22 protein-coding genes are annotated in these 25,957 nt (G+C 62.2%); 14 read left to right on the top strand and 8 right to left on the bottom strand.

Features of this window, described 5'->3' with window-relative positions:
* Positions 1-85 precede the first annotated feature (85 nt).
* Complete coding sequence (locus NH234_RS19845; RefSeq protein ID WP_085732241.1) at positions 86-907, top strand: aldo/keto reductase; 822 nt, start codon at positions 86-88, stop codon at positions 905-907.
* 29 nt (positions 908-936) lie between these two features.
* A complete protein-coding gene (locus NH234_RS19850) occupies positions 937-1,407 on the top strand; it encodes a DUF1810 domain-containing protein (RefSeq protein WP_085732242.1) in 471 nt (156 codons plus the stop codon).
* Here NH234_RS19850 and NH234_RS19855 read toward each other — a convergent pair.
* Positions 1,372-3,732, bottom strand: a complete 2,361-nt coding sequence (locus tag NH234_RS19855) for a DNA polymerase II (RefSeq protein WP_367253999.1) — start codon at positions 3,730-3,732, stop codon at positions 1,372-1,374. The two genes, NH234_RS19850 and NH234_RS19855, sit on opposite strands and share 36 nt — an antisense overlap.
* Before the next feature lie 189 nt (positions 3,733-3,921).
* Here NH234_RS19855 and NH234_RS19860 point away from each other — a divergent pair, with 189 nt between their 5' ends.
* Positions 3,922-4,362: a CBS domain-containing protein gene (locus NH234_RS19860; protein WP_085712511.1), complete on the top strand. Its 441-nt coding sequence runs from the start codon at positions 3,922-3,924 to the stop codon at positions 4,360-4,362.
* Here NH234_RS19860 and NH234_RS19865 read toward each other — a convergent pair whose 3' ends face one another.
* On the bottom strand, positions 4,363-4,986 hold the full coding sequence (locus NH234_RS19865; RefSeq protein ID WP_085732244.1) for a glutathione S-transferase: 624 nt from the start codon (positions 4,984-4,986) through the stop codon (positions 4,363-4,365).
* Positions 4,987-6,065: 1,079 nt separating this feature from the next.
* Between NH234_RS19865 and NH234_RS19870 the strand changes: the two genes are divergently transcribed.
* The 9 genes from NH234_RS19870 (at position 6,066) to NH234_RS19910 (ending at position 17,238) form a co-directional block, all read left to right on the top strand.
* A complete protein-coding gene (locus NH234_RS19870; protein ID WP_367254001.1) occupies positions 6,066-6,884 on the top strand; it encodes a TonB family protein in 819 nt (272 codons plus the stop codon).
* A 49-nt stretch (positions 6,885-6,933) separates the two neighbouring features.
* Positions 6,934-7,638 (top strand): MotA/TolQ/ExbB proton channel family protein, encoded by a 705-nt coding sequence (locus NH234_RS19875; RefSeq protein ID WP_007959058.1) that lies wholly within the window; start codon positions 6,934-6,936, stop codon positions 7,636-7,638.
* On the top strand, positions 7,638-8,039 hold the full coding sequence (locus tag NH234_RS19880; protein ID WP_007959059.1) for a biopolymer transporter ExbD: 402 nt from the start codon (positions 7,638-7,640) through the stop codon (positions 8,037-8,039). Before NH234_RS19875 ends, NH234_RS19880 begins: the two co-directional genes overlap by 1 nt.
* A gap of 208 nt (positions 8,040-8,247) precedes the next feature.
* Positions 8,248-10,953 carry a TonB-dependent receptor gene (locus NH234_RS19885; RefSeq protein WP_085733583.1) on the top strand — a complete coding sequence of 902 codons (2,706 nt, stop codon included), beginning with the start codon at positions 8,248-8,250 and terminating at the stop codon, positions 10,951-10,953.
* Between the two features lie 110 nt (positions 10,954-11,063).
* Positions 11,064-12,935 (top strand): extracellular solute-binding protein, encoded by a 1,872-nt coding sequence (locus tag NH234_RS19890; protein ID WP_085733582.1) that lies wholly within the window; start codon positions 11,064-11,066, stop codon positions 12,933-12,935.
* Position 12,936: 1 nt separating this feature from the next.
* Entirely contained in the window at positions 12,937-14,001 is a 1,065-nt protein-coding gene (locus tag NH234_RS19895) for a microcin C ABC transporter permease YejB (RefSeq protein WP_085733581.1), read from the top strand.
* Positions 14,001-15,023 carry an ABC transporter permease gene (locus tag NH234_RS19900; RefSeq protein ID WP_085733580.1) on the top strand — a complete coding sequence of 341 codons (1,023 nt, stop codon included), beginning with the start codon at positions 14,001-14,003 and terminating at the stop codon, positions 15,021-15,023. Before NH234_RS19895 ends, NH234_RS19900 begins: the two co-directional genes overlap by 1 nt.
* A 14-nt stretch (positions 15,024-15,037) precedes the next feature.
* Positions 15,038-16,648: an ABC transporter ATP-binding protein gene (locus tag NH234_RS19905; protein WP_367254004.1), complete on the top strand. Its 1,611-nt coding sequence runs from the start codon at positions 15,038-15,040 to the stop codon at positions 16,646-16,648.
* Positions 16,649-16,758: 110 nt separating this feature from the next.
* Positions 16,759-17,238, top strand: coding sequence for a phage infection protein (locus NH234_RS19910; protein WP_367254006.1), 480 nt, complete (start codon positions 16,759-16,761; stop codon positions 17,236-17,238).
* 75 nt (positions 17,239-17,313) lie between these two features.
* On the opposite strand, the gene NH234_RS19915 is transcribed toward NH234_RS19910, so the two are convergent.
* Entirely contained in the window at positions 17,314-18,402 is a 1,089-nt protein-coding gene (locus NH234_RS19915) for a DUF1615 domain-containing protein (protein WP_367254008.1), read from the bottom strand.
* A 184-nt stretch (positions 18,403-18,586) separates the two neighbouring features.
* Here NH234_RS19915 and NH234_RS19920 point away from each other — a divergent pair, with 184 nt between their 5' ends.
* Positions 18,587-20,122 (top strand): FAD-dependent oxidoreductase, encoded by a 1,536-nt coding sequence (locus NH234_RS19920; protein ID WP_367254010.1) that lies wholly within the window; start codon positions 18,587-18,589, stop codon positions 20,120-20,122.
* 4 nt (positions 20,123-20,126) lie between these two features.
* On the opposite strand, the gene hemB is transcribed toward NH234_RS19920, so the two are convergent.
* The 3 genes from hemB to NH234_RS19935 all read right to left on the bottom strand — a co-directional run bounded on the left by hemB (position 20,127) and on the right by NH234_RS19935 (position 22,803).
* Positions 20,127-21,101 (bottom strand): porphobilinogen synthase, encoded by a 975-nt coding sequence (gene hemB / locus NH234_RS19925; protein ID WP_367254011.1) that lies wholly within the window; start codon positions 21,099-21,101, stop codon positions 20,127-20,129.
* Positions 21,102-21,252: 151 nt separating this feature from the next.
* Positions 21,253-22,095, bottom strand: coding sequence for a PhzF family phenazine biosynthesis protein (locus NH234_RS19930; RefSeq protein WP_367254013.1), 843 nt, complete (start codon positions 22,093-22,095; stop codon positions 21,253-21,255).
* 9 nt (positions 22,096-22,104) lie between these two features.
* A complete protein-coding gene (locus NH234_RS19935) occupies positions 22,105-22,803 on the bottom strand; it encodes a glutathione binding-like protein (RefSeq protein ID WP_085733573.1) in 699 nt (232 codons plus the stop codon).
* Positions 22,804-23,099: 296 nt separating this feature from the next.
* Here NH234_RS19935 and NH234_RS19940 point away from each other — a divergent pair, with 296 nt between their 5' ends.
* Positions 23,100-23,774 carry a histidine phosphatase family protein gene (locus NH234_RS19940; RefSeq protein WP_367254015.1) on the top strand — a complete coding sequence of 225 codons (675 nt, stop codon included), beginning with the start codon at positions 23,100-23,102 and terminating at the stop codon, positions 23,772-23,774.
* Positions 23,775-23,805: 31 nt separating this feature from the next.
* Here the strand turns inward: NH234_RS19940 and mnmH are convergent, their stop codons facing one another.
* Both mnmH and selD read right to left on the bottom strand, forming a co-directional pair.
* Positions 23,806-24,909, bottom strand: coding sequence for a tRNA 2-selenouridine(34) synthase MnmH (gene mnmH / locus NH234_RS19945; RefSeq protein ID WP_367254016.1), 1,104 nt, complete (start codon positions 24,907-24,909; stop codon positions 23,806-23,808).
* The gene (selD, locus tag NH234_RS19950; RefSeq protein ID WP_367254018.1) at positions 24,909-25,943 is read right to left on the bottom strand and encodes a selenide, water dikinase SelD; all 1,035 of its coding nucleotides are present in this window, start codon (positions 25,941-25,943) and stop codon (positions 24,909-24,911) included. Before selD ends, mnmH begins: the two co-directional genes overlap by 1 nt.
* Between the last annotated feature and the right edge of the window lie 14 nt (positions 25,944-25,957).

Genomic DNA, 25,957 nt, shown 5'->3' on the forward strand with positions numbered 1-25,957 from the left:
TCGCCTCCTTTCTGGAGCCGGACGGAACCCATGGACTATCCTGCTGCCCACTCAAGGTATCGACCGTTTCAGAAAGGAGGTTTGAATGCGTACTCTCGAACTGGCTGGCGTGCAGGTTCCGGTGATTGGCCAGGGCACCTGGCGCATGGGCGAAGACCGCTCGGCGCACAAGCGTGAAGTGGCGGCCCTGCGCAGCGGCATAGAGTTGGGCATGACCCTGATCGACACCGCCGAAATGTACGCCGAGGGCGGTGCCGAAAGCGTGGTCGGCGAAGCCATCGCCGGCCTGCGCGATCAAGTATTTCTGGTCAGCAAGGTCTACCCGCACAACGCCAGCCGCAAGGGCATCCCCCAGGCTTGCGAGCGCAGTCTGCGCCGGCTCGACACCGATTACATCGATCTCTATCTGCTGCATTGGCGCGGCCAGTATCCGCTGGAAGAAACCGTCGAGGCCTTCGAGCGCCTGCGCGAGGACGGCAAGATCGGTCGCTGGGGCGTGTCGAATTTCGATGTCGACGATCTCGAAGAACTGTCTTCATCGGCCTGTGCGACCAATCAGGTGCTGTACAACCTGGAAGAGCGCGGCATCGAATTCGACCTGCTGCCGTGGTGCCAGCAACAGCGCATGCCGCTGATGGCGTACTGCCCGATAGGCCAGGGCGGCGCGATGCTGGCCGAGCCGGTGCTGAAACAGATTGCCGCTCGTCACGGCGTGACCCCGGCACAGGTTTCGCTGGCGTGGATTCTGCGTCAGGATGGGGTAATTGCGATTCCCAAGGCCGTGCGCCCGGAACACGTGCAGCTCAATGCACAAGCGGCGCAGCTGCAACTCGATGCCGGGGATCTGGCGGCGCTGGACCAGGCGTTTCACGCGCCACAACGCAAGCAGCGGCTGGCCATGGTCTGAGCCAGCGCCGACTGACAGAGGGCTTCGCCATGAGAAGCACTGATCAGGACGATCCATTCAACCTGCAACGCTTCGTGCTCGCCCAGGACCCGGTGTTCGAACGGGTCCAGTGCGAACTTAGCGAGGGCCGCAAGCGCAGCCACTGGATGTGGTTTGTGTTTCCGCAGTTCGCCGGACTCGGGGGCAGCGAGATGTCCCGGCGCTTTGCTATCGGCTCCGCCGGAGAAGCCCGGGCCTATCTGGCCCATGAGCTGCTCGGCGCCCGGCTGCGCACTTGCGCACAGCTTGTACTGAATGTGCAGCAGCGTTCGATTGCCGAGATTTTCGGCCACCCGGATGACCTGAAATTCCACTCATCAATGACCCTGTTCGCCCAGTTCGCCGACGACGACAGTCTCTGGCATCAGGCGCTGGAGCGTTACTTCCACGGCATCCAGGACGAATGGACCCTGCAACTGCTGGACTCAAAACAGGCCCAGTTGCCCCCCGATCAGGGTTGAGAAATCGTCGTCGACAAACGGCAGGATCGCATCCGCCACCGGTTGCAGCTGGCGGGTGATGTAGTGGTCGTAGTCGATGGCCGCGCGGCGCACTTCCAGCGGCTCAGGGCCGGCCAGGGTGATGACGTAGCTGATCCAGCCGCCATTCTGGTATTGCCGCGGGCGACCGTGCTGCGCGTTGTAGTCGTCCGCCAGCCGTGCGGCGCGCACATGCGGCGGCACGTTGCGTTCGTAGTCGTCGAGGGTGCGACGCAGGCGCTTGCGGTAGACCAGTCGCTCGTCGAACTCGCCGGCCAACGTCTTGTGCACGTAATCGCGCACGTAATCCTGATACGGCTTTCGCTGGAAGATCCGCTCGTACAGTTCCTGCTGAAACTGCCGGGCCAGCAGCGACCAGTCGGTGCGCACGGTTTCCAGGCCTTTGTAGACCATTTCTTCGCTACCGTCGGCACGGGTCACCAGACCGGCATAACGTTTCTTGCTGCCCTCCTCGGCGCCGCGAATGGTCGGCATCAAAAAGCGTTTGTAGTGGGTTTCGAACTGCAATTCGAGGGCGCTTTCCAGCCCGTACTGCTCACGCACATGCTCGCGCCACCAGTCGTTGACGTGCTGCACCAGCGCCCGGCCGATGGTCGCTGCTTCTTCCTGACCGTGCGGACGACGCAGCCAGACAAAGGTCGAGTCGGTGTCGCCATAAATCACCGCATGCCCCTGAGCCTCAATCAATTGCCGGGTACGCAGCATGATTTCGTGGCCGCGCAGAGTGATCGATGACGCCAGCCGCGTATCGAAAAACCGGCAACCGCTGGAGCCGAGCACGCCGTAAAAGGCGTTCATGATGATCTTCAGCGCCTGGGACAGCGGCGCATTGTGTTCGCGCTTGGCGGTCTCGCGGCCCTCGGCGACACGGGCGACGATGGACGGCAGGCAATGCCGGGTGCGCGAGAAACGCGCGCCGCGAAAACCCGGCACCGAATCGGCGTCATCCGGATGCTGCAAACCTTCGATCAACCCCACCGGGTCGATCAGGAAGGTGCGGATGATCGACGGATAAAGGCTCTTGTAGTCGAGCACCAGTACCGATTCGTACAGACCCGGCTGTGAGTCCATGACAAACCCGCCGGGACTGGCCTGCGGCGGATTGGTGCCAAGGTTCGGCGCCACAAAGCCCTGGCGATGCATCAACGGCATGTACAAATGAGTGAACGCCGCCACCGAACCGCCGCTGCGATCCGCCGGCAGACCGGTGACGCTCGCGCGCTCGAGCAAAAACTTCAGCAGCTCGGTCTTGGCAAAGATCCGCGTGACCAGTTCGCAGTCCTTGAGGTTGTACTTGGCCAGCGCCGGTTTGTCCTCGGCGAACATGCGGTTGATCTCGTCCATGCGCTGGTACGGGTTGTCGATGGACTTGCCCTCGCCGAGCAGGGTCCGGGCGACGTTTTCCAGGCTGAACGAAGGGAAACTCCAGGTCGCCGAACGCAGGGATTCGATGCCATCGATGATCCACCGCCCCGCCGCTGCCGCGAAGTAATGATTGCGGCTGCCGTGTTCGCGCCACTGCATTTCCTCACCATCGCGCCCGAGCTTGAGCGGCACACCGAGGCGTCGGGCGTGTTCGTGAAGGATGCGCAGGTCGAACTGCACGAGGTTCCAGCCGATGATCGCGTCGGGGTCGTGGCGGGCGAACCAGTCGTTGAGTTTCTTCAGAATCTGGGTGCGCGATTCGCAGTACTCGAGGTCGAAGTCGACGATGCTGTCATCGCCGTTCGGCGCGCCGAGCATGTACACCTGGCGCTCGCCGCAGCCTTCCAGCGCGATGGAATACAACTCGCCCTGCTCGGTGGTTTCGATGTCCAGCGAAACCAGTCGCAGTAGCGGACGATAGTCGTGTGAAGGCTTGAGGTGGGCGTCGAGCAGCAAACCGCCGGCATCGGGCGTGCCGCTGAACCACACCGGCGCCGTGATGAAACGCTCCATCAGGTAGCGCTCGGGCGGTCGCACATCGGCTTCGAAGACATCGACACTGTGACGGTTGAGCGCCGTTTCCAGACGCATCAACTGACCGTGTTGCTGGCAATACAGCCCGAGCACCGGTCGATGTTCGAAATCCTGCAGGGCCAGGGGGCGCAGTTCGACGTTCTTTTCGTCCGCCAGCACCCGCTCGGCCTGCTCGCGCTGCGCCGCCGGGATGAACGCCACCGACGGCTGATGCGGCAGGCGCACGCGGCGCGGACCGGCGTCGGTTGCCAGCCAGAACTCGACTTCGGTGCCGGCCGGGGTGTCGCGCCAATGCCGGGTCAGGACGAAGCCCTGCTGTAAATCCACCACTGCGACCTCAAGAATTGATTCAGACAGGCATTCTACGCGGCATTGCCGCATCCGGTGACAAAGGCCATGTCATGAAAAAACCCGGCAAATGACGTTTTTTGCGTGTTATCTGCCGTTTTGCGGCCTTGCTCTGCGCGCCTCGGTCTACGATGCTTGGAGAACAACGACAACACCTGAGTAACCGCCATGAAAACCGTCGCCCAGCTGCTCAAGCTCAAAGATCAGAAAAATCAGGAAGTGCACCAGATCAAGCCCGATCACATGGTGCTCGAAGCGCTGATGAAGATGGCCGAAAAAAACGTCGGCGCCTTGCTCGTGGTGGAGGACGAAAAAGTGGTGGGCATCATCAGCGAGCGCGATTACGCACGCAAACTGGTGCTGCACGGGCGCTCGTCAGTCGGCACCCCGGTACGCGACATCATGGTGGCGAACGTGATCACGGTGGACACCCACCAGACGGTCGACACCTGCCTGAGCATCATGTCCGACAAACGCCTGCGTCACTTGCCGGTGGTGGAGAACGGCAAACTGCTGGGCCTGCTGTCGATCGGCGACCTGGTCAAGGAAGCGATTGCCGAACAGGCCGAGCTGATCAAACAGCTGGAGCAGTACATTCGCGGGGAATGATCAACCGGGCCAGTGCCTTGCAAAGACCGGCGCCAGCACCGGGTGCCGGTCGATGCGTTGCAGCCACGCATAAAACCCCGGCCGGGCGTGGCGCAGGTGTTCGCGGGTGCCGGCCCAGCGCGTCACCACTGCCGCCAACACATCCAGCGCGCCCGGTGTTTCGTCGTCCAGATACAACTCGGCGGAAAACTGGTCGGCAAACACTTCCCACATCCAGTGCAATCGCTCCCGGGCGCCTGTCATCAGGTTCTGCCGTGACGCTTCGTCCGGCATCACCAGCCAGCGCTCGGGGTAGTCGATGACGCCGATGGCCCCGTAGCAATTGCTGACGATGTACACCAGACCGCGAATCGCCTGATCACGATCGGCGGCGTTGGCCGGCAGCAAACCGGACTTTGGAAAACTCAACCCGAGATGGATCAGGATCGCCGCGCTTTCGGTGAGCGCGCTGCCATCGGGCAATTGCAGGGTCGGGATCTGCTTGAGCGGATTGAGCCTGGCCAGCTCCTGTGCGGCTTCCGCGCTGGCTTCGACATCAATGAACCGGTAAGCGACCTGGCACAGTTCGAGCGCTGCCTCGATGGCCGCCGCTCCTGAATTGCGATGTCCGTAGAGCTGATACATACCCCCTCCTCCATCTCGAAAGACATCCTCTCCAAGCCTATTTATAGCCGTTGTATCGAATTTGGCACGGATTGCGCATTCAACCGCAACTTGCGAATCCCTGATCTCGCAAAACAGCGCTGGCGGTGCCCATCCCGCACCAAGAGCAATCAGTGAACGCTACCCGCGTTCTTGTAAGGTGCGATACCGAACCAAAAGTTCGCGTATCCGAGCTGGCAACAAGGAGTTCACCGCGTGAATCTTCATCTGCTGCGCCACACTTTTCCCTCCGTACCCCTGTACCTGCGCCGTGTTCGTCCTGCGAACAGTCCGTGCATTCCTTTTATTACCTGAACACCTGCACTATTTATTTTTTAAATAGCACGCAAGAAGTCATTGCGTGCGCGCTGCATTAATGAATGCAACAACACATTGTTCGACAATAAATTCCGGACAGCACACCGATACAACTTTCGCCGCTCGGCATTAATATTCAAAGCGCACCAAAACTGCACTTTCAATCATTACCCCGAGCCCGACTTTATTTAGACAAGAACAAGGAACATCACCTGTGACCCGCTAAAACACTGACCCGCACCAAATCAGTCCGCCACGCACCATCAAGCGTCCTGGCCGACACGAGAACAGCCGCTCTATCTCGCTGAACAGCGCGATACCGCTCCAAGCCTGTCTCGCCCCGAAAAAAGCTCTGCAAACAGGGCCGTCGGGAGGTTATGCGCCCATGAAAACCGGCGTGCTCAATGAAACTTATATAAATGCGACATAGGTATCATCCGTGAAATAGCCGCTACACAATTGGTCACTCTTTGGCACAGCGGTTGCTATTGCATCAATCATGAGGGCAAGAATGATGTTCGCCACTCAATTGCATACTCACTTATAAAAGAACAGCCACGGACCGGATCAATGAACCATCGAAGTCGGTATTACTGAAGCAACAAGCTGCACAAGCCCTGTTCAATAGATAGTTCAACTATCGGCTTCTGCACACCTGTATGAAAGTTGCGACCACTCACTCGAACAACGCTGTGTTGTTCGAACGGCACCTTATTGCCCTTCATCAACCCGAGGGAGCTTTAATGAACGATGCGGTAAAGCACAGAACACCGCCGGGGCCATTACCGAACGCAGCGCTTGCGTCGGTGGCGGATCGGCCCGTCTATAAGGCCAACACTTCGCAGCCCGGCGGCCTGAACAAACAGCAGATGCTGTTGCTGGTGGCGGTGTCGGCGTTGATACACGGCGGCGCCTGGTGGTTTTTCCAGCAGGCCAGGGCCGAGCCGCTGCCCACGCCACCGGAAATTCCGGAAATGACCGTCGAGCTGACCAGCCCGACACCTCCGGCCCCGCCGACACCGGAGCCACCGCCCCCACCACCGCCCCCGCCCGAGCCGGAACAACCGGTGGAAGACGAGGACGCGGTCAAGCCGCCGCCCAAACCGGTGGAGAAACCCAAGCCGATCGAAAAACCGAAACCGGTCGAGAAACCCAAACCGGTGAAAAAGGTCGAGCCGCCGAAAGCGCCGCCCGCCCCTGCGCAACCGACTGCACCTGCCACCCCGGCCACTCAGAGCGCGCCACCGGCACCTGCGGCGGCACCGGGTCCGGTGAAAGAGACGGCGGCGATTTCCGGCCTCGCCAGCCTCGGCAACCCGCCGCCGGAATACCCGTCGCTGGCCCTGCGGCGCAACTGGGAAGGCAGCGTGGTGCTGCGGATTCAGGTGCTGGCCAACGGTCGCGCGGGCTCGGTGACGGTGACCAAGTCCAGCGGCAAGCCGCAACTGGATGACGCAGCGGTCACGGCGGTGAAGGCCTGGAAGTTCATTCCGGCCAAACGCGGCGACACACCGATCGACGGCTTCGCCACCCAGACCATCGATTTCAAATTGCCGCAATGACGGCGCGACAACCGAACTCACAACCGATTAACGCAAGCGAGGTGTAGCCATGAACGATTCTTTGTCTTCGATGATTGTCCCCGGCGTGCTCTGGGGGCTGGTGCTGTTTTCCGTGGTCAGCTGGGCGATCCTGCTGGTCAAGTCGGCGCAATACCTGCGCCAGAAAACCCAGAACCGGCAGTTCAGCAAAGCCTTCTGGGGCGCGCCGGATTTGCTCACCGCCGCCGAACACGCCAGCCAATATCCGGGCTCGCTCGCGCGAATCGCCAGCAGCGGTTTCGAAGCCCTGCTGGTGGAAGAATCCCCGCGCACCACCCAGCAACTGGCGCACACCATCAACCGTTCCGACCGACTGGAACGCAATCTGCGCCAACAGATCCAGAAGGAACGCCGCTCGCTGGAAAACGGCCAGGCGATTCTCGCAAGTATCGGCAGCACCGCGCCGTTCATTGGCCTGTTCGGTACCGTGTGGGGAATCATGGAAGCCCTGCAAAGCATCGGCGCCAGCGGTTCGGCCAGCCTGGAAACCGTGGCCGGGCCCATCGGCCACGCGCTGATCGCCACCGGTGTGGGGATTGCCGTCGCGGTGCCGGCGGTGCTGATTTACAACTTCTTCCTGCGGCGCCTGAAGCTGGCCTCGGCTGACATGGATGACTTCGCCCACGACTTCGATGCCCTCGCCTCGCGCAGCGCATTTTCCATCAGCCGCCAGGCTATCGCCAAATCCACGGCCGCCGTGCGGGAGGCCAGCTGATGTCCTTTTCCACTCAAGACAGCGATGAAGTGCTCAGCGAAATGAACGTCACGCCGCTGGTGGACGTGATGCTCGTGCTGCTGGTGGTGTTCATCGTCACCGCGCCGCTGATGACCAACGCGATCAAGGTCAACCTGCCGAAAACCGACGCCGTCGCTCCCGCCGAAAAGAAAGATCCGGTGGTGGTCAGCGTGGATCAGGACGGCAAGTTCTTCCTGGCCAAGACCGAGCTGGCGCCGGAGTCACTGGAGGCCAGCCTCAAGGAGGTCAAGGCCAAAGATGCCGAAGTGCGCGTGCAACTGCAGGCCGACTCCGCCGTGAATTACGGCCAGGTCGCCAAAGCCATGGCGTCCATCGAGCGCTCGGGCATCACCAAAATATCGGTGATGACCACCCGCTGACGGCGGTGCCGGGCGCGCAGTGAGGGACGCGCCCGGCACCGTTCGTTGAATCCCGTCGCAATCGGCCGACCGAAAAAACGCAGCGCGTCTTCGGAGGGGATCGGCTTGCTTGAAGAAAGTGGTTTTCGCGGCGCGGCACCACCGTGCTCCGCGCAAAGAGGGCTCACAAGGCCATTTCGATAAACGTCTAACAAAGTCGGAAACAACCATGCTGATGAACACTCCACGCTTCACGCTCAAACCCTTGGTGGCGACGATTTCCCGCCACCGTTTCGTTCCGTTGTACCTGGTGGCCATGGGGATGGGCGCCGGGGTTCAGGCGGCCGAGGACGACAACAACGTCCCGGCCGCCGCTGCGGTGGTCGCACCGACCACGCAACTGCAACGGGTCGAGGTGACCGGTTCGGCGATCCGTCGGGTCGACGCGGAAACGGCGGTGCCGATCACCGTGCTCAAGGCCGATGAGCTGCGTAAACAGGGCGTGACCACCACCGCCGAACTGGTGCAGCGCATCACCGGCAGCCAGTCAATCAACAACAGCGCAGGCTCGGTCGGCGCGGCCACCGGCGGCGCCTCGTTCGCCGACATGCGCGGCATCGGCGCGAACAAGACGCTGGTGCTGCTCAACGGTCGCCGGCTGGCCAACAACGCGCTGTCGGGCACCAACTCGGCCGGCGGCGCGGTGGATCTGAACATGATCCCGTTTGCCGCGATCGAGCGCGTGGAAGTACTGCGCGACGGCGCCTCGGCCCTGTACGGCACCGATGCCATCGGCGGCGTGATCAATTTCATCACCAAAAAATCCATGACCGACGGCCAGCTCACCCTCGGCGGTGAAACCCCGACCCACAGCGGCGGCGGTGCGACCAAGGACATGAGCGCCAGTTGGGGCTACGGCGACCTGGAGCAGGACCGCTTCAACGTGCTCGGCGTGTTCAACTACAACAAGCAGCAGAACCTCGACGCCAACGACCGCTCCTTCGCCCGCGACTACGTGCCCGGCCGTGGCCTGGACCAGACCTCAGGCACCGCGTTCCCCGGCAACTACAGCCAGAATGGCAACGCCACCAATCCACTGGCCAACAGCAATTGTAACGGCCCCAACCTGGTGGCCCGTGACGGCCTCTGCCGCTTCAGCACCCGCGAATACATCGACCTGGTGCCGCAGACAGAGAAGACTTCGTTCTTCGGCAAGACCACCGCCAAACTGGCCGACGATCACAACGTCAACCTCGAATACTTCTGGTCGCGCAATAACAACGCCACCGCCGTGGGACCTGCGCCATTGACCGGCCTGAGCCTGGATTCGTCCTCGCCCTACTACCCCGGCAACGGCATCACCCCGGCGCCCACCGGTTTCGCCCTCGACCCGACGCAACCGGTGGACGTGAACTGGCGCGAAACCGCCGCCGGCCCCCGCGAATCGAAAGACCAGAACACCAGCCAGCGCTTTTTGCTGAGCTTCGACGGTCTGGTCGGCGGCTGGGACTACAACGTCGGCGCCTCGTACAACCAGAACAAGATCGTCTCCAGCGTCACCAGCGGCTACGTCAGCGATCAGGCGATGATCAGTGGTCTGGCCAGCGGCCTGCTCAACCCGTTCGGCCCGCAGACCAGTGCCGGTCAGCAGTACATCGACCAAGCCATGTACCACGGTGCCTATTCCACGGCAGTCGGTCGGGTCGCCGGTTTCGACGGGCGGATCAGCCGCGAGATCGGCGACTGGTTCGGCGCCGGCCCGGCCGGTCTGGCACTGGGCGGCGAATACCGCAAAGAGAAATTCCATCAGGACTTCGAGTCGTTCGCCGGTGATATCCAGAGCCTGGGCATCGACCCGGCCGGCAGCGTCGAGGGCGACCGCAGCGTGAAAGCCGCCTACGCGGAAATCAACGTGCCGGTGCTCGACAGCCTGGAACTGTCCGCCGCCGTGCGTCACGACAAATACAGCGATTTCGGCAGCACCACCAACCCGAAATATTCGTTCCGCTATCAGCCACTCAAGGAACTGGTGGTGCGCGGTGCCTACAGCGAAGGCTTCCGCGCACCGTCGCTGTATGAGCTGTATTCACCGCGCAGCATCACCTACACCCAGGGCTACTACAACGACCCGGTGCTGTGTACCGGCGGCGTGGTGCAACCGGGCGGCAACGGCGGGCGCGATTGCGGTCAGCAGTTCCTCAACCAGATCGGCGGCAACGAAGACCTGGCACCGGAGAAAGCACGCAACGTGACCTTGGGCTTCGTTTATCAGCCGGTCAACAATCTGTCCGTGGGACTGGACTTCTGGTGGATTCACATCTCCAACCAGATCCAGCCGTTCCCGGAGTCCACCGTGTTCGATCAGGCCGGCAGCTACCCCGACCGCTTCGTGCGCAACGCCGACGGCACGCTCAATTACATCGTCACCGGCAACGCCAACCTCGGCATCGTCGAAACCAACGGCGTTGACGTGTCGCTGGACTATCGCTTCCCGAACACGCCGTACGGTCAGTTCGGTCTGGGCCTGCAAGGCACTTATGTCGACGAGTACGACTTTCAGAGCACCATCAAGGGCCCGTTCACCGACAAGGTCGGCGACTTCAAGGGCGACGGTGTGATTGCCCGCTGGAAACACAACCTGACCGGTTCCTGGACCTTCGGCGCGGCCCGCGCGGCACTGACCAACCGCTTCACCACCGGCTACAACGACTACGACCGCGAGACCAACGCACGGGTCGCGTCGTACTCGGTGTGGGACCTGTCGGCCGGCTACACCTTCGACAAGGTGCTGGACGTGGATGCGGGAGTGAAGAACCTGTTCGACCGCGACCCGCCGTTCACCAACCAGGCCTACAACTTCCAGAGCGGCTATGACCCGCGCTACACCGATCCGCTGGGCCGCACGCTGTTTGCGCGCATGACGTACCACTTCTGAGTCCCGGTCGGGGCCGCGCAAGACTCCGGCCGGCCCCTTCCCCTTGCGAATTCGCATCCCGCAGCGGCCACCCGCCGCTTCGGGTTTTTCCGGCTCAGAGGAACGACTTCATGACAATCATGCGCAACATGGCCGGCCTGCTGCTCGGCAGTGCGCTGCTGTGCAACGCGGCATCCGCGCTGGCCGGCGGCAGCTACGCGATGACAGTGTATGGCGAGGCGCCAAAATACCCCGCGGGTTTCCAGCACTTCGATTTCGTCAATCCCGACGCCCCGAAGGGAGGCTCGCTCAGCCGCGCCTCAATGGAAATCGGTCAGTACAACTACATCACCCCGTATGCCGATCAGGGCATTTCCGTGGTGCAGGTCAACGACTGGGTGTATTCGCCGCTGGCGTTCCGCTCGCTGGACGAGCCCTACACCGTCTATGGTCTGGTGGCGCAAACCATGGAGCGCGATACCGACGGTCTTTGGGTGCGTTTCAACCTCAATCCCGAGGCACGTTTCGCCGACGGCACACCGATCACCGCCGAGGACGTGCGCTACACCTTCGAGCTGTTGATGACCAAGGGCAGCCTGAGTTATCGCCAGCAATACGCCGATGTGCAGGACGTGCTGATCGAAGGCCCGCGACAGATTCGCTTCACCTTCAAGAACAACCTCAACCGCACTCTGGCGCTGGATCTGGCATCGCTGCGGCCAGTGCCCGAGCACTGGTGGAAAACCCGCGATTTCGCCAACGGCGGCGGCTTCGAACCACCACTGGGCAGCGGCCCGTACCGGGTGAGCAAGGTCGATGCGGGGCGCAGCATCGGTTTCCAGCGCGATCCGGATTGGTGGGGCAAGGACTTGCCGGTCAGTCGCGGGATGTACAACTTCGACAGCCTGACCGTGAACTTCTATGGCGACACCGACGTCGCCCGACAACTGCTGCAGGCCGGGGCGTTCGACTACAACCGCGAGTTTTCTTCATCCGGCTACGTGGTCGGTTACGACAGCCCGGCCCTGCGCGACGGTCGCCTGCAACAGGCGATTCTCGCCCCGGACAAACCGACCAGCGCCCAGGGGTTTGTGTTCAACCTGCAGAACCCGCTGTTCAAGGATCGCCGCGTGCGTCAGGCGCTGAGCCTGCTGTGGGATTTCGAGTGGACCAACAAGCAGATGATGCGCGGCTTCTACGTGCGCCAGAACAGCTACTGGCCGAAGAGTGAAATGGCCGCCACCGCCCTGCCCGACGCCGGAGAACTGGCGATCCTCGAGCCGCTGCGCGGACAGATCCCGGACGAAGTTTTCAACCGGGTCTATCAGGCGCCGAAAACCGATGGCAGCGGCTACATCCGCGACAAGCAGTTGCAGGCGCTGAAACTGCTGGCGGAGGCCGGATGGACGCCGAAAAACAACCGCCTGGTAAACGCCGCCGGAGAGCCATTCGAATTCACCTTCCTCGACGGCCAGGGCGGCTTCGACCGCATGCTGCTGCCCTACAAACGCACCCTGGCGCAGATCGGCATCACCCTGAATCTGCGGCGCATCGATTCGGCGCAATACATCAACCGGCTCAACGCCCGGGACTACGACATGATCGTCACCAGTTTCCCCCGCAGCGGCGATCCGATCGTCTCGCCGGGCCGCGAGTTGTACAGCCTGTATGCCTCGCAGAGCGCCACACAAGTCGGCAGCTCCAATTCGATGGTACTGGCGGACCCGGCGGTAGACCGGCTGATCGACGGCCTCGTCCAGGCCAATACCCGCGACGCCATGGTGCGTTACGCCCGCGCCCTCGACCGGGTGCTGCAATGGGGTGATTACATGATTCCCAACTACTACTCCAAAGGCACGCCGACGGTGTATCAGAACCGCTTCGGCAGGCCGTCGGTGCAACCGATTTACAGCGAAGGCCTCGACACCTGGTGGGAGGTCTCGGCCAAGCCGCTGACCAACCAGCAGATGAGTGCCCTGCACCAACTCGCGGGGGGCCAGTGACATGTGGCGTTATCTGAGTCGACGTCTGTTGCTGATCATCCCGACGCTGCTGTGCATTCTGGTGGTCAACTTCGTCATCGTGCAGGCGGCGCCCGGCGGTCCGGTGGAGCAGGCCATCGCTCGCCTGCAAGGCTTCGGCGGGCACAGCATGGGCGGCGCCAGCGAAGTGACCGCGATCGGCGGTGCCGGGCGCAGCAGCCGTGGCCTGGACCCGGCGCTGATCGAAGAGATCAAGCACCACTACGGTTTCGACCGACCGATGCACGAACGCCTGTGGCTGATGCTCAAGAACTACGCGCAACTGGACTTGGGCAGCAGTTTCTTTCGCGGTGCGAAAGTGACCGATCTGATCGTGCAGAAGCTGCCGGTGTCGCTGTCCCTCGGCCTGTGGGCGACCTTGATCACCTACCTGATTTCGATCCCGTTGGGGATCCGCAAGGCGATCAAAAACGGCAGCGCGTTCGATGTCTGGAGCAGCACGGCAATCATCGTCGGTTACGCGATGCCGGCGTTTCTGTTCGCGATTCTGTTGATCGTGGTGTTCGCCGGTGGCAGTTACGTCAACTGGTTTCCGGTACAGGGGCTGGTCTCGGACCACTTCGACAGCCTGAGCCTGTGGGGCAAGGTCGGCGACTACCTGTGGCATCTGGTGTTACCGGTGACGGCGCTGGTGATCGGCGGTTTTGCGACGTTGACGATCCTGACCAAAAACAGCTTCCTCAACGAGATCAGCCGTCAGTACGTGATCACCGCACGCGCCAAGGGCCTGACCGAAAGACGTGTGCTCTACGGCCATGTGTTTCGCAACGCGATGCTGCTGGTGGTGGCTGGTGTGCCGTCGGCATTGATCGAGGTGTTTTTCGCCGGTTCCCTGCTGATCGAAACCATCTTCAACCTCGATGGCCTCGGGCGCATGAGCTACGAAGCGGCGGTGTCACGGGACTACCCGGTGGTGTTCGGCACGCTGTTCCTGTTCACCCTGTTCGGCCTGTTGATCAAGCTGATCGGCGACCTCTGCTACACCCTGCTTGACCCGCGCATCGACTTCTCGGCGAGGACTGCCTGATGTTCACACTTTCCCCTATGGGCCGGCGGCGCATCGCGCAATTCAAGGCCAACCGTCGCGGGCGCTGGTCGCTGTGGCTGTTCGTCGGACTGTGCCTGATCTGCCTCGGCGGCGAACTGATCGCCAACGACAAACCGCTGGTGATCCGCTACCACGACGCTTTTTACTTCCCGATCCTCAGCGATTATCAGGAAACCGATTTCGGCGGCGAATTGCCGTTCCAGCCGGATTACGCCAGCAATTACGTGCACCAACTGATCGAGGATCAGGGCGGCTGGATGCTGTTCCCGCCGATCCCGTTCAGCTACGACACGGTCAATTACGACCTTACGGAACCGGCGCCGAGCCCGCCATCCTCCAGCAACTGGCTGGGCACCGACGATCAGGCGCGGGACGTGTTGGCGCGGGTGATTTTCGGCACGCGGATTTCGATTCTGTTTGCGCTGATCCTCACCGCCGTCAGTGCGCTGGTCGGCATCGTGGCCGGGGCGTTGCAGGGTTATTACGGCGGCTGGGTCGACTTGCTCGGGCAGCGGGTGCTGGAGATCTGGTCGGGGCTGCCGGTGCTGTACCTGCTGATTATTTTGTCGGGGTTCGTCTCGCCGAGTTTCTGGTGGCTGCTGGGGATCATGGCGCTGTTTTCCTGGCTGGCACTGGTGGACGTGGTGCGCGCCGAGTTCCTGCGCGGGCGCAGCCTGGAATACGTCAAGGCCGCACGGGCCCTGGGCCTGACGGACAGCGAGCTGATGCGCCGGCACATTCTGCCCAACGCCATGACCTCCACCCTCACCTACCTGCCGTTCATTCTGACCGGCGCCATCGCCACCCTCACCGCGCTGGACTTTCTCGGCTTCGGCATGCCCGCCGGCACCGCGTCGCTGGGTGAACTGATCGGCCAGGCCAAGCGCAATCTGCAAGCGCCGTGGCTGGGGCTGACGGCGTTTTTTGCCCTGGCGCTGATTCTGTCCTTGCTGGTGTTTATCGGCGAAGCCTGCCGTGACGCATTCGATCCGCGATCCTGATCCCCGGAGCTGAAATGACCGACAACCTGATTGAAATTCGCGACCTGCGCGTCGCCTTCGCCGGGCATGAAGTGGTGCACGGCGTGAACCTCGACATCCGCCGTGGCGAGTGCCTGGCACTGGTCGGCGAATCCGGCTCGGGCAAGTCGGTGACGGCGCACTCGATCCTGCGTTTGCTGCCAACCAAGACCGTCAGCAGCACGGGCAGCATCCGCTACAACGGCGTGGACTTGCTGCGCGCCAGCGAACAACAGCTGCGCGGCTTGCGCGGCAACCGCATCGCGATGATTTTCCAGGAGCCGATGACTTCGCTGAACCCGCTGCACACGGTGGAAAAACAGATCAGCGAAGTGCTGGAGATCCACAAGGGGCTCAAGGGTCGCGCCGCGCGCCAGCGCACGCTGGAGCTGCTGGAACTGGTGGGCATTCGCCAACCGTTGCAACGGTTGAAGGCCTATCCGCACCAGCTCTCCGGCGGCCAGCGGCAACGAGTGATGATCGCCATGGCGCTGGCCAACGAACCCGAATTGCTGATCGCCGATGAGCCGACCACGGCGCTGGACGTGACCGTGCAGCAGAAGATTCTCGAGCTGCTGATCGAGTTGCAGCAACGCCTCGGCATGTCGCTGCTGCTGATCAGTCACGACCTCAACCTGGTGCGGCGCATCGCCCAACGGGTGTGTGTGATGCGCCACGGGGAAATCGTCGAACAGGCCGACTGCGCAACGCTGTTCCGCACCCCGCAGCATCCCTACAGCCGCCTGCTGATCGAGGCGGAACCGTCGGGCGCACCAGTGCCGAGTCGCTACGATCACAACCTGCTGGAAGTGGACGATCTGAAAGTCTGGTTCCCGCTGCCCAAGGCGTTGTTCAGCCGCACCCAGGAATACATCAAGGCCGTGGACGGCGTGAGTTTCCGTCTGCAACGGGGCAAGACCCTGGGCATTGTCGGCGAGTCCGGCTCGGGCAAGTCGACGCTGGGCCAGGCGATTCTGCGGCTGGTGGAATCCGAAGGCGACATTCGGTTCGGCAACAAGCAATTGAACCTGTTCAATCAGCGCTTGATGCGCCCGTTGCGCCGGCAGATCCAGGTGGTGTTCCAGGACCCGTTCGGCAGCCTCAGCCCACGGATGTCGGTGCAGCAGATCATCGCCGAAGGCCTGCTGACCCACGGTATCGGCACGGCCGAGGAACGTGAGGCGGCGGTGATCCGCGTGCTGGAGGAAGTCGGCCTCGACCCACGGAGCCGCCATCGCTATCCCCACGAATTCTCCGGCGGCCAGCGCCAGCGCATTTCCATCGCCCGGGCACTGGTGCTGGAACCGGCGCTGATACTGCTCGATGAACCGACCTCGGCGCTGGATCGCACGGTGCAGAAACAGGTGGTGGAATTGTTGCGGCAATTGCAGATCCGTCACGGCTTGACGTACCTGTTCATCAGCCATGACCTGGCGGTGGTGCATGCGCTGGCGCACGACTTGATGGTGATCAAGGATGGAAAAGTGGTGGAACAGGGATCATCGCGAGAGATTTTTGCAGCGCCGCAGCATGCTTATACGCAAGCGTTGCTCAAGGCTTCGGGTTTGGTACAGGTACAGAGTGCCGAGCGAATGGCTGTGCTTTGAGAAACATCATCGGCGTCGATGTTCACCATCACGTCAATGAAGTTCTCATAAAAAATCCCGGGCGTAACATCGGCTCCATACCAACCAATAACACCCCGGAGCACAAAATCATGAAACGCCAAGTCATCCTCAGCATTGCCCTTTCGGTTCTGGCCTTCAACGCTTTTGCCGCCAAACCTGCCCACACCATGATCGCTGAAGGCGGTTCGGATCGGTTGATCGAACAGCGCGTCGCTGAAGGTGGTTCGGATCGCCTGCTGGAACGCCGTGTTGCCGAAGGTGGCTCGGATCGCCTGCAAGAACGTCGCGTCGCTGAAGGTGGTTCGGATCGTCTGCAAGAACGTCGCGTTGCCGAAGGTGGTTCGGATCGCCTGCTGGAACGCCGTGTTGCCGAAGGTGGTTCGGATCGTCTGCAAGAACGTCGCGTTGCCGAAGGTGGTTCGGATCGCCTGCTGGAACGCCGTGTTGCCGAAGGTGGTTCGGATCGTCTGCAAGAACGCCGTGTTGCCGAAGGTGGTTCGGATCGTCTGCAAGAACGTCGCGTCGCTGAAGGTGGCTCGGATCGTCTGATCGAACGCCGCGTTGCCTGAATGAATGGCTCCACCGCAGTAACCCAGAGAAAACCCGGCTCCCGTCAGCCGGGTTTTTTTCGCCTTTTTTCCTCGTCAGTCCTTGGCCATGCAACGTCGATAGCGCTCGTCGACCCGCTTGGCGAACCACGCGGTGGTCAGTTTGCGGGTGATCTTAGGGCTCTGCAGAACGATCCCAGGCAACACCGCCCGTGGCAATGATTTGCCTTCTGCCTTATCCGCCAGTTCGAAGACCCGTTGATACAGTTTGGTCTCCTCGAATCCCAAGGTGTTGCCCTTTTCCAGTTGCTCGCGGATCACCGGATTGCGCATGCCCAATGATTTGCCGAGTCGGCGCACCGCCAGTTCGGTGGTGCCCGGCATGATCGAGTCGTAGCGGATCAGGTCACCATCCAGCGCCAGCGGAACGCCCGAGACGCGACTGACTGCATTCTGAAACGCCGCATTGCGACTGGCGTACCACCCTGCATTGAAGTCGGCAAAACGGTACAGCGGTTCGCGATAACTCACCGGATAACCCAACAAATGGGCGATGCCGAAATACATGCCGCCTCGGCGGGTGAACACTTCGTGGCGAATGGTGCCGTTCACCGGATACGGATACCCCTTGGCGTGCTGCTCGGCGAACTCGATGCTGACCTGCATCGGCCCGGCGGTGTGCACCGGGTTGAAACCGCCAAACAGCGTGCGCCCCATCGGCACCATGCCGATGAAGTCATCGAAAATGGCGCTCAGGTCTTTCTCGGTACGTGCTGCGCTCAGGCGTTCGCTATAGCTCTTGCCGTTGGGCGAGCGCACCTGCAAGGCGCCGCTGACCAACAGGCTCGGGATGTGCACTTTGGCGGCTCGGCGGTCGATCTCGTCGCGGGCAATCTTGCCCAGGCCCGGCACCGGCGGGTCGACCTGAAAGTTGGATTCCTGCTCGGCGACGGCCAGCACCGAACACAGGTTTTGCGTGGTCGGGCTGATGCCCTGGGCGGCGAACGCGGTGTAGATGTCCGTGGCCCAGCCCTGGCGGTCGGCGGTTTTCGCCGGCAGCAGGCGCACGATCTGCGCCTTGACCTCGGCCGGCGCGCGCGGGGCCGGCTCCTGGCTGCGCTGCCCGGCGCAACCGGCCAGCATCAGCAGCGCGGCGAGGCTGAGAAATAATCGAGGGCTTTGCATAACGCTCCATGAAGTCCGTTGAGCCGGGTTTACCCTACGCCCAATCCCGGGTTGCAGGATAGGACTACGGGCCGGCGACGCTGTTCCATCGCCCCGTCTGGCAGGCCGACTGGCCGTGCCCGCCCGCTGATCCATACTTGCTGCTGCACACTCAGTGGCAAAGGGCACGCGAGGAGGACAGACCATGAACCGCAGTGACGTTCTGATCATCGGCGCAGGCCCCACCGGATTGGTACTGGCCCTGTGGCTGAGCAAACTGGGCGTGCGCGTGCGCATCATCGACAAGAGCTCCGCGCCGGGCACCACTTCTCGGGCGCTGGCGGTGCAGGCGCGCACCCTTGAGCTGTACCGACAACTGGATCTGGCCGACGCGATCGTGCGCAACGGACACCGGGTGGCGGCGGCGAATTTCTGGGTCAAGGGCAAACCCGTGGCGCGGCTGCCGCTCAATCGCATCGGCGAAGGCCTGACGCCTTACGCCTTCCTGGAAATCTACCCGCAGGACGAACACGAGCGACTGTTGATCGACCGCCTCGAAGACTACGACGTGACCGTCGAGCGCAACACAACGCTTGAGAGTTTCACGGAAAACGGCGACGGCCTCACCGCGCATTTGCGCCTGCCGGATGGCGAGCAGGAAATCTGTCAGGCCTGCTATCTCGCCGGGTGTGACGGCGCCCGTTCAGTCGTGCGCAAAACCCTCGACACCGGTTTTCCCGGTGGCACTTATCAGCAGATTTTCTACGTCGCCGATGTGCGGGCCAGCGGTCCGGCGCTCAACGGCGAGTTGCATCTGGATCTGGACGAAGCGGACTTTCTGGCGGTGTTCCCGCTGGCCGGCGAAGGCCGTGCGCGGCTGATTGGCACCGTGCGCGACGAACGTGCGGAGCGCGCCGAAACCCTGGAGTTTTCCGATGTCAGCAGCCGCGCCATCGAGCATTTGAACGTGCACATCGAGGACGTCAACTGGTTCTCCACTTACCGCGTGCATCATCGGGTGGCGGATCACTTTCGCAAAGGCCGGGCGTTTCTGCTTGGCGACGCGGCCCACGTGCACAGCCCCGCCGGCGGCCAAGGCATGAACACCGGCATCGGCGATGCGATCAATCTGGCGTGGAAACTCGCGGCGGTGCTCGGCGGCGGCGCCACGGCAAAGCTGCTCGACAGCTACGAAACCGAGCGCATCGCCTTCGCCCGGCGGCTGGTGTCGACCACCGACAAGGTCTTCAGCTTCGTCACCGCCGAAGGGCGAATGGCCGACCTGTTGCGCACGCGGCTGGCACCCTTCGTGATCCCGAAAATGGCCTCATTCGAGACCAGCCGCGAATTCCTGTTTCGCACGGTATCGCAAATCACCGTCAACTATCGAGGCATGGCGTTGAGCGAAGGAGTGGCCGGGCACGTCCACGGCGGCGACCGCTTGCCGTGGGCCCATGATGGCGAGGGGGATAATTACGAACCGCTGCGCAATCCATGCTGGCAGGTGCATGTCTACGGCGACACCAGCGACGAGATGATCGCCTGGTGCAATGAACATCACCTGCCGCTGCACGTGTTCGACTGGCGCCCGGCGTTTGAAACGGCGGGACTGGGGCGCAACGGCTTTTACCTGTTGCGCCCGGATACTTACGTGGCGATTGCCGACAACAGCGCGGATCCGAAGGTGATCGAGCGGTATTTGCGAGATCACGGGATCCGTCCGTTTTTCAATTGCCCCTGAAGGATCAGATCCCGGCCAGGGCCAGATCCATCGCAAAGTAGGTGAAGATCAGATCCGCACCCGCGCGTTTGATCGCACCGAGGCTTTCGCGCACTACGCGATCTTCGTCGATGGCCCCGGCCTGGGCGCCGAACTTGATCATCGCGTACTCGCCGCTGACCTGATACGCAGCCAGCGGCAGGGTCGAGGCTTCGCGGATGTCGCGGATGATGTCGAGGTACGCGCCGGCCGGTTTGACCATCAGCGCATCGGCGCCTTCCTGCTCGTCGAGCAACGATTCGCGCAGGGCTTCGCGGCGGTTCATCGGGTTCATCTGATAGCTTTTGCGGTCGCCCTTCAACGCGCTGCCACCGGCCTCGCGGAACGGGCCGTAAAGCGCCGAGGCGAATTTGGTCGAGTAGGCCATGATCGGAATCTGCGTGAAGCCGGCATCGTCCAGTGCCCGGCGAATCGCCCGCACCTGGCCGTCCATCGCGGCCGACGGCGCGATCACATCGGCACCGGCACGGGCGGCGGCCACGGCTTGCTTGCCGAGGTTGATCAGGGTCTGGTCGTTGTCGACTTCATGGTTGTGCATCACGCCGCAATGGCCGTGGTCGGTGTACTCGCAGAAGCAGGTGTCGGACATCACGATCATTTCCGGCACCGCGTCCTTGGCGATCCTCGACATGCGCGACACCAGCCCGTTTTCGCGCCAGGTGTCGCTGCCGTTGGCGTCCAGGTGATGGGACACGCCGAAGGTCATCACCGACTTGATCCCGGCCCGGGCATAGCGCTCGATCTCGCTGGCCAGTTTGCGCTCCGGAATGCGCATCACGCCGGGCATGCTTTTGATCGGCACGAAGTCGTCGATTTCTTCCTCGACGAAAATCGGCAGTACCAGATCGTTGAGCGAAAACTCGGTTTCCTGGAACAGGCTGCGCAGGCTCGCATTGCGGCGCAGACGGCGTGGACGTGCTTCGGGGAACTGACTGGACATGGGGCCTTTCCTGAAAAGCGGGCAGATGAGACGAAAGTCGTAGGGGGCGAAGCTTATGCCTTGCGGGGGATAAGGTACAAACCTGGATCAATCAAGAGTGCATTACCGGGGGCGCAACAATCGCCGGCCTTTGCGCCGGCGAATCTGGCTTTCAAAGCCGCAATTGCCCCTCAATGCACGTGACCACGGAGCCGCCGATCCAGATCTCGTCCCCGAGCCGGTTTATCCGCAGCTGTCCCGCCCGGCCCATGCTCAAGCCCTGGCTGACGGTATAGGAATCGGGCGCCAGCCCCTCCGCCAATAACCATTGGGCAATCCCGGCATTCAGGCTGCCGGTGGCCGGATCCTCGGGCATGCCATCACCGGAAATAAACGCACGCACCTCAAATTGGGCTGCGTCACCGTCGCGCTCGGAATCCCACGCCGCGATGACGCCCACCGCCAGGCCCTGCATCTGCGAATGATCCGGTTGCAAGTTCAGCACCTGCTGCCGATCCTTGATCATCACCGCGAGCCATCCCGCGCCGTTGTCCACCCATTGCGCGCGGACAATCTCGTCACGGGTGATTCCCAGACCGCGCTGCACCCGCTCCATGACGTCGGTCTCAACCGGCCCGGACCTCAGGAGCGGCGGCGCGAGGAAAGCGAGTTCCGATCCGTCGCGCCTTATTCTTACCAGCCCCACGCCGCACTCCTGAACGATCTCCGCTCCCTTGGGCACGCCGCCCGCTTCCAGCCAGGCGTGGCAGGTGCCCAAGGTCGGATGCCCGGCAAATGGCAGTTCGCTCAGTGTCGTGAAGATCCTCACGCGATAGTCGGCGCGAGGGTCCTGTGGTTCAAGAATGAAGGTGGTTTCACTCAGGTTGGTCCAGTTGGCAAAGGCCGCCATGCGCTCATCGCTCAGGTTACCGGCATCAAAGACTACCGCCAGCGGATTGCCCTTCAGAGCAGTGTGGCTGAAAACATCGACTTGCTTGAAATGGAACGAATCCATGCACCGTCCTTATTGAGGAATCGTCAGACCACGCACCACCGCCGGCCGCGCCAGAAAGCGCTCCAGCACCCGGGTGACGTTCGGGAAGTCCTTGATGCCGACCAGATCGCCCGCCTCGTAGAACCCGATCAGGTTGCGCACCCACGGGAACGTGGCGATGTCGGCGATGGTGTAGCGCTCGCCCATGATCCAGTCGCGCCCTTCGAGGCGGGTATTGAGGACGCTTAGCAGACGTTTGCTTTCGTCGACGTAGCGGTCGCGGGGACGCTTGTCTTCGTAGTCCTTGCCGGCGAATTTGTTGAAGAAACCTAGCTGGCCGAACATCGGGCCGATGCCGCCCATCTGGAACATCAGCCACTGAATGGTTTCGTAACGCAGCGCGCCTTCCTGGGCCAGCAACTGGCCGCTTTTGTCGGCGAGGTAAATCAGGATCGCGCCGGACTCGAACAACGGCAGCGGTTTGTCATCCGGGCCATGGGGATCGAGGATCGCCGGGATCTTGTTGTTCGGGTTCAGCGACAGGAATTGCGGGGACATCTGATCGTTGGTGTCGAAGCCCACGCGGTGCGGCTCGTAGGGCAGACCGATCTCTTCAAGCATGATCGAGACCTTGACGCCGTTGGGGGTCGGCAACGAATAGAGCTGAATCCAGTCAGGGTACTGCGCCGGCCATTTCTGGGTAATCGGGAACGCGGACAGATCGGTCATGTGTAGCATCCAGTCACAAAATGAAAGGCCTGAGCATAATCCACGTTTTCCGCGCTGGCTCGGGTTCTTTTTTCCGTGGACACCACGCTTACTTAATTCCGCAACATCCTGTCGCTAACCTTCCCTCAAGCCTTTGGGCGATGCCATTAGAGTGCACCCCGGCAAGCGGATCGAACCAAAAGGCCTGCGGGGGCTCCAAGAAAGCCAATCAAGACAGGGAAAAACACCCGGCCCCGGCAGCCCGCGGTGTAGAGGTTTGTCAGCCTTAACCGAACACGCTGAAGAATCCTGATCTCATGACGAACTTGATGAAAGTCGCCAGACGCTTCAAACATCGCGCCTATGTGGCCCTGCCCTCGCTGCTGGCGGTGAGCGCGCTGTTCCTGTCCCTCGAATCCAGCGAAAGCCGCGCGCAACCGGTGGACGGCACCCAGACCCTGATCTTCCTGCGTCACGGGGAAAAACCCGCGGGCGGGCTCGGCCAGCTCAACTGCCAGGGCCTGAACCGCGCCATCGAGCTGTCGACCCTGCTGCCGGAGAAGTTCGGCAAGGCCGACTACGTGTTCGCCGCCAACCCGACTCGCAATGTCGAGGAAGGCGAGCTGGACAACTCCTACAGCTACATTCGCCCGCTGATGACCATCAGCCCCGCCGCCATCAAGCTCGGCCTGCCGGTGAACATCGAGTTCTCGGCCAATGACACCAGCGACCTGGCCCGGGAACTGATTGCCGACAAGTACCACAACTCGACCATCTACACCGCGTGGTCGCACGGCTACCTCCCTGAATTGATCAACAAGGTTGCCGGCAAGGCCGATGGCGAGAAACAGACCATCACCGAGGATTGGGCGTCTGGCGACTATGACTCGCTGTACGTGCTGACCCTGACCTGGCACAACGGCAAGGCCAGCCTGCAGAGCCACAGCTACAAACAGGGGCTGGACAACGGCAAGGTCACATGCCCGACCTGAGTGCCTTGGAGCCCCTGCCGGGGCTCTCGCTTCAGCGTTTCTGACTCAACCGCTGGCGCAGATACTCGATCACTGCCCCACGCTCTCCGGCAAACTCGATCCGCGCGCCCTTCTTCTCGCGTTGAAACACATACATCGGGTCGTAATATTCACGCAGCAAGCCTTCGATCCAGCCCCGGTGCAAATCCACCGCGCCGCTGCGCCCCTGCTCGGCCAGTGCGTCTTCCATCAACAGCAGCATCCGTCGATGGCGTTCGCCGCCCAGACGTTTCTGCACATTGTTCAGGCTCTCGAGCAAGCGTTCAGAGAACAGCGCAAAACCCTGCTCGCCATGCACCGCCGAAAACTCGGCCGACAGATCCACCACGTAATCACGCAGGATGCGCTGCACCCGATCGTCAAAACTGTCTTCCAGCCAGACCATCGGGTAGTGCTGCATGCCCTGATACAACGGCAGCGGCAGCGCGCAACTACCCACCACCCGGCTCTCGTCTTCGAGGACGAACTGGTCGATACCGGCGTCGCGTTTCTTGAGGAGGTCGATGGCCAGGCGGTTTTCGAAGTCGATGTTCGATGGCTGGCCGGTGGCGCGCTTGCCGAAGCTGGAGCCGCGATGGTTGGCGTGGCCTTCCAGATCCAGACCGTTGCGCAATTGCACCAGCAGTTCGGTCTTGCCGGTGCCGGTCATGCCGCCCAGCAGCACGAAATCACATTGGGTCACCGCTTGTTCGAGGGTGTCGATCAGGAAGTTGCGCAGTGCCTTGTAACCGCCACCGATGCGCGGATAGTCGATCCCGGCCTCGCTCTTGAGCCACTGCTGGGTGATCTGCGAGCGCAGGCCACCACGAAAACAATAGAGATAACCGTCAGGATGAGCCCGGGCGAACTCGGCCCAGGCCTCGATGCGTTCGGCCTTCACCGCACCGGACACCAGATGGTGGCCCAGTTCGATGGCCGCCTGCTGACCATGCTGTTTGTAGCAGGTACCGACCTTTTGTCGTTCGAGGTCATTCATCAGCGGCAGATTGACCGCCCCGGGGAACGCGCCCTTGTGAAACTCGACCGGCGCGCGGGCATCCATCAGCGGCCGGTCGTTGAGGAAAATGTCGCGGTAATCGGTGCAGTCGCGGAGCATCAAATCACCTCGACTGCGTGGGTCTGTCGCTCGACCAGTTCGCCGATCGGCGCCAGATTCAGGCCCAGCTCTGCGGCCACGGCGAGGAATTCGGCGTTGCCTTCCGGGGTCACGGCCAGCAGCAGGCCGCCGCTGGTCTGCGGATCGCACAGCACCCGCTTGTGCAGTTCCTGCACGCGCCCGAGCTTGCTTGAGTAGCTGTCGAAATTGCGCAAGGTGCCGCCCGGTACGCAGCCCTGATCGAGGTAGTACTCGACGCTGTCCAGACGCGGCACCCGGTCATAGGCGATGCGCGCGGTGAGGTGGCTGCCGTCGGCCATTTCCACCAGATGCCCGAGCAGGCCGAAACCGGTGACGTCGGTCATCGCGGTCACGCCGGCCAGTTTGCCGAAACGGCTGCCGGGCTTGTTCAGCGTGCACATCCAGTCCCGAGCCACGCCGATGTCGGCGTTACGCAGCTTGCCCTTCTTCTCCGCGGTGGTGAGGATGCCGATGCCCAGCGGTTTGGTCAGGTACAGCAGGCACTCGGCGGTGGCGGTGTCGTTGCGCTTCATGAAGCGTTTCTCCACCAGACCGGTGACGGCCAGGCCGAAGATCGGCTCCGGCGCATCGATCGAATGGCCACCGGCCAACGGAATACCCGCCGCGTCGCACACCGCGCGACCACCGCGAATCACTTCCCGCGCCACTTCCGGCGCCAGCACGTTGACCGGCCAGCCGAGGATGGCAATGGCCATCAACGGGTCACCGCCCATGGCGTAGATATCGCTGATGGCGTTGGTCGCGGCGATCCGGCCGAAATCGAACGGATCATCGACGATCGGCATGAAGAAGTCGGTGGTCGACACCACACCGCGTTCGGCATCGATTTCATACACCGCCGCGTCATCGCGCGAAGCGTTGCCGACCCACAGTTTCGGGTCGAGGTTCTGTGCGCCGCTGCCGGCAAGGATCACTTCCAGCACCTGCGGCGAAATCTTGCAGCCGCAACCGGCACCGTGGCTGTATTGGGTCAGACGGATGGGTTCGCTCATGGGGCAACCTCTGG

The sequence above is a fragment of the Pseudomonas sp. stari2 genome (assembly GCF_040760005.1).
GTDB lineage: Bacteria > Pseudomonadota > Gammaproteobacteria > Pseudomonadales > Pseudomonadaceae > Aquipseudomonas.

Bases quoted from the DNA above. Each gene is read 5' to 3' on its own strand.
- NH234_RS19920 (WP_367254010.1), top strand. From the start codon at position 18,587: ATGAACCGCAGTGACGTTCTGATCATCGGCGCAGGCCCCACCGGATTG.
- NH234_RS19850 (WP_085732242.1), top strand. From the start codon at position 937: ATGAGAAGCACTGATCAGGACGATCCATTCAACCTGCAACGCTTCGTG.
- NH234_RS19845 (WP_085732241.1), top strand. From the start codon at position 86: ATGCGTACTCTCGAACTGGCTGGCGTGCAGGTTCCGGTGATTGGCCAG.
- NH234_RS19870 (WP_367254001.1), top strand. From the start codon at position 6,066: ATGAACGATGCGGTAAAGCACAGAACACCGCCGGGGCCATTACCGAAC.
- NH234_RS19885 (WP_085733583.1), top strand. From the start codon at position 8,248: ATGCTGATGAACACTCCACGCTTCACGCTCAAACCCTTGGTGGCGACG.
- NH234_RS19875 (WP_007959058.1), top strand. From the start codon at position 6,934: ATGAACGATTCTTTGTCTTCGATGATTGTCCCCGGCGTGCTCTGGGGG.
- NH234_RS19905 (WP_367254004.1), top strand. From the start codon at position 15,038: ATGACCGACAACCTGATTGAAATTCGCGACCTGCGCGTCGCCTTCGCC.
- NH234_RS19915 (WP_367254008.1), bottom strand. From the start codon at position 18,402: ATGCAAAGCCCTCGATTATTTCTCAGCCTCGCCGCGCTGCTGATGCTG.
- NH234_RS19895 (WP_085733581.1), top strand. From the start codon at position 12,937: ATGTGGCGTTATCTGAGTCGACGTCTGTTGCTGATCATCCCGACGCTG.
- NH234_RS19880 (WP_007959059.1), top strand. From the start codon at position 7,638: ATGTCCTTTTCCACTCAAGACAGCGATGAAGTGCTCAGCGAAATGAAC.
- NH234_RS19860 (WP_085712511.1), top strand. From the start codon at position 3,922: ATGAAAACCGTCGCCCAGCTGCTCAAGCTCAAAGATCAGAAAAATCAG.
- NH234_RS19930 (WP_367254013.1), bottom strand. From the start codon at position 22,095: ATGGATTCGTTCCATTTCAAGCAAGTCGATGTTTTCAGCCACACTGCT.
- NH234_RS19940 (WP_367254015.1), top strand. From the start codon at position 23,100: ATGACGAACTTGATGAAAGTCGCCAGACGCTTCAAACATCGCGCCTAT.
- selD (WP_367254018.1), bottom strand. From the start codon at position 25,943: ATGAGCGAACCCATCCGTCTGACCCAATACAGCCACGGTGCCGGTTGC.
- NH234_RS19865 (WP_085732244.1), bottom strand. From the start codon at position 4,986: ATGTATCAGCTCTACGGACATCGCAATTCAGGAGCGGCGGCCATCGAG.
- hemB (WP_367254011.1), bottom strand. From the start codon at position 21,101: ATGTCCAGTCAGTTCCCCGAAGCACGTCCACGCCGTCTGCGCCGCAAT.
- NH234_RS19890 (WP_085733582.1), top strand. From the start codon at position 11,064: ATGACAATCATGCGCAACATGGCCGGCCTGCTGCTCGGCAGTGCGCTG.
- NH234_RS19900 (WP_085733580.1), top strand. From the start codon at position 14,001: ATGTTCACACTTTCCCCTATGGGCCGGCGGCGCATCGCGCAATTCAAG.
- NH234_RS19935 (WP_085733573.1), bottom strand. From the start codon at position 22,803: ATGACCGATCTGTCCGCGTTCCCGATTACCCAGAAATGGCCGGCGCAG.
- NH234_RS19910 (WP_367254006.1), top strand. From the start codon at position 16,759: ATGAAACGCCAAGTCATCCTCAGCATTGCCCTTTCGGTTCTGGCCTTC.
- mnmH (WP_367254016.1), bottom strand. From the start codon at position 24,909: ATGCTCCGCGACTGCACCGATTACCGCGACATTTTCCTCAACGACCGG.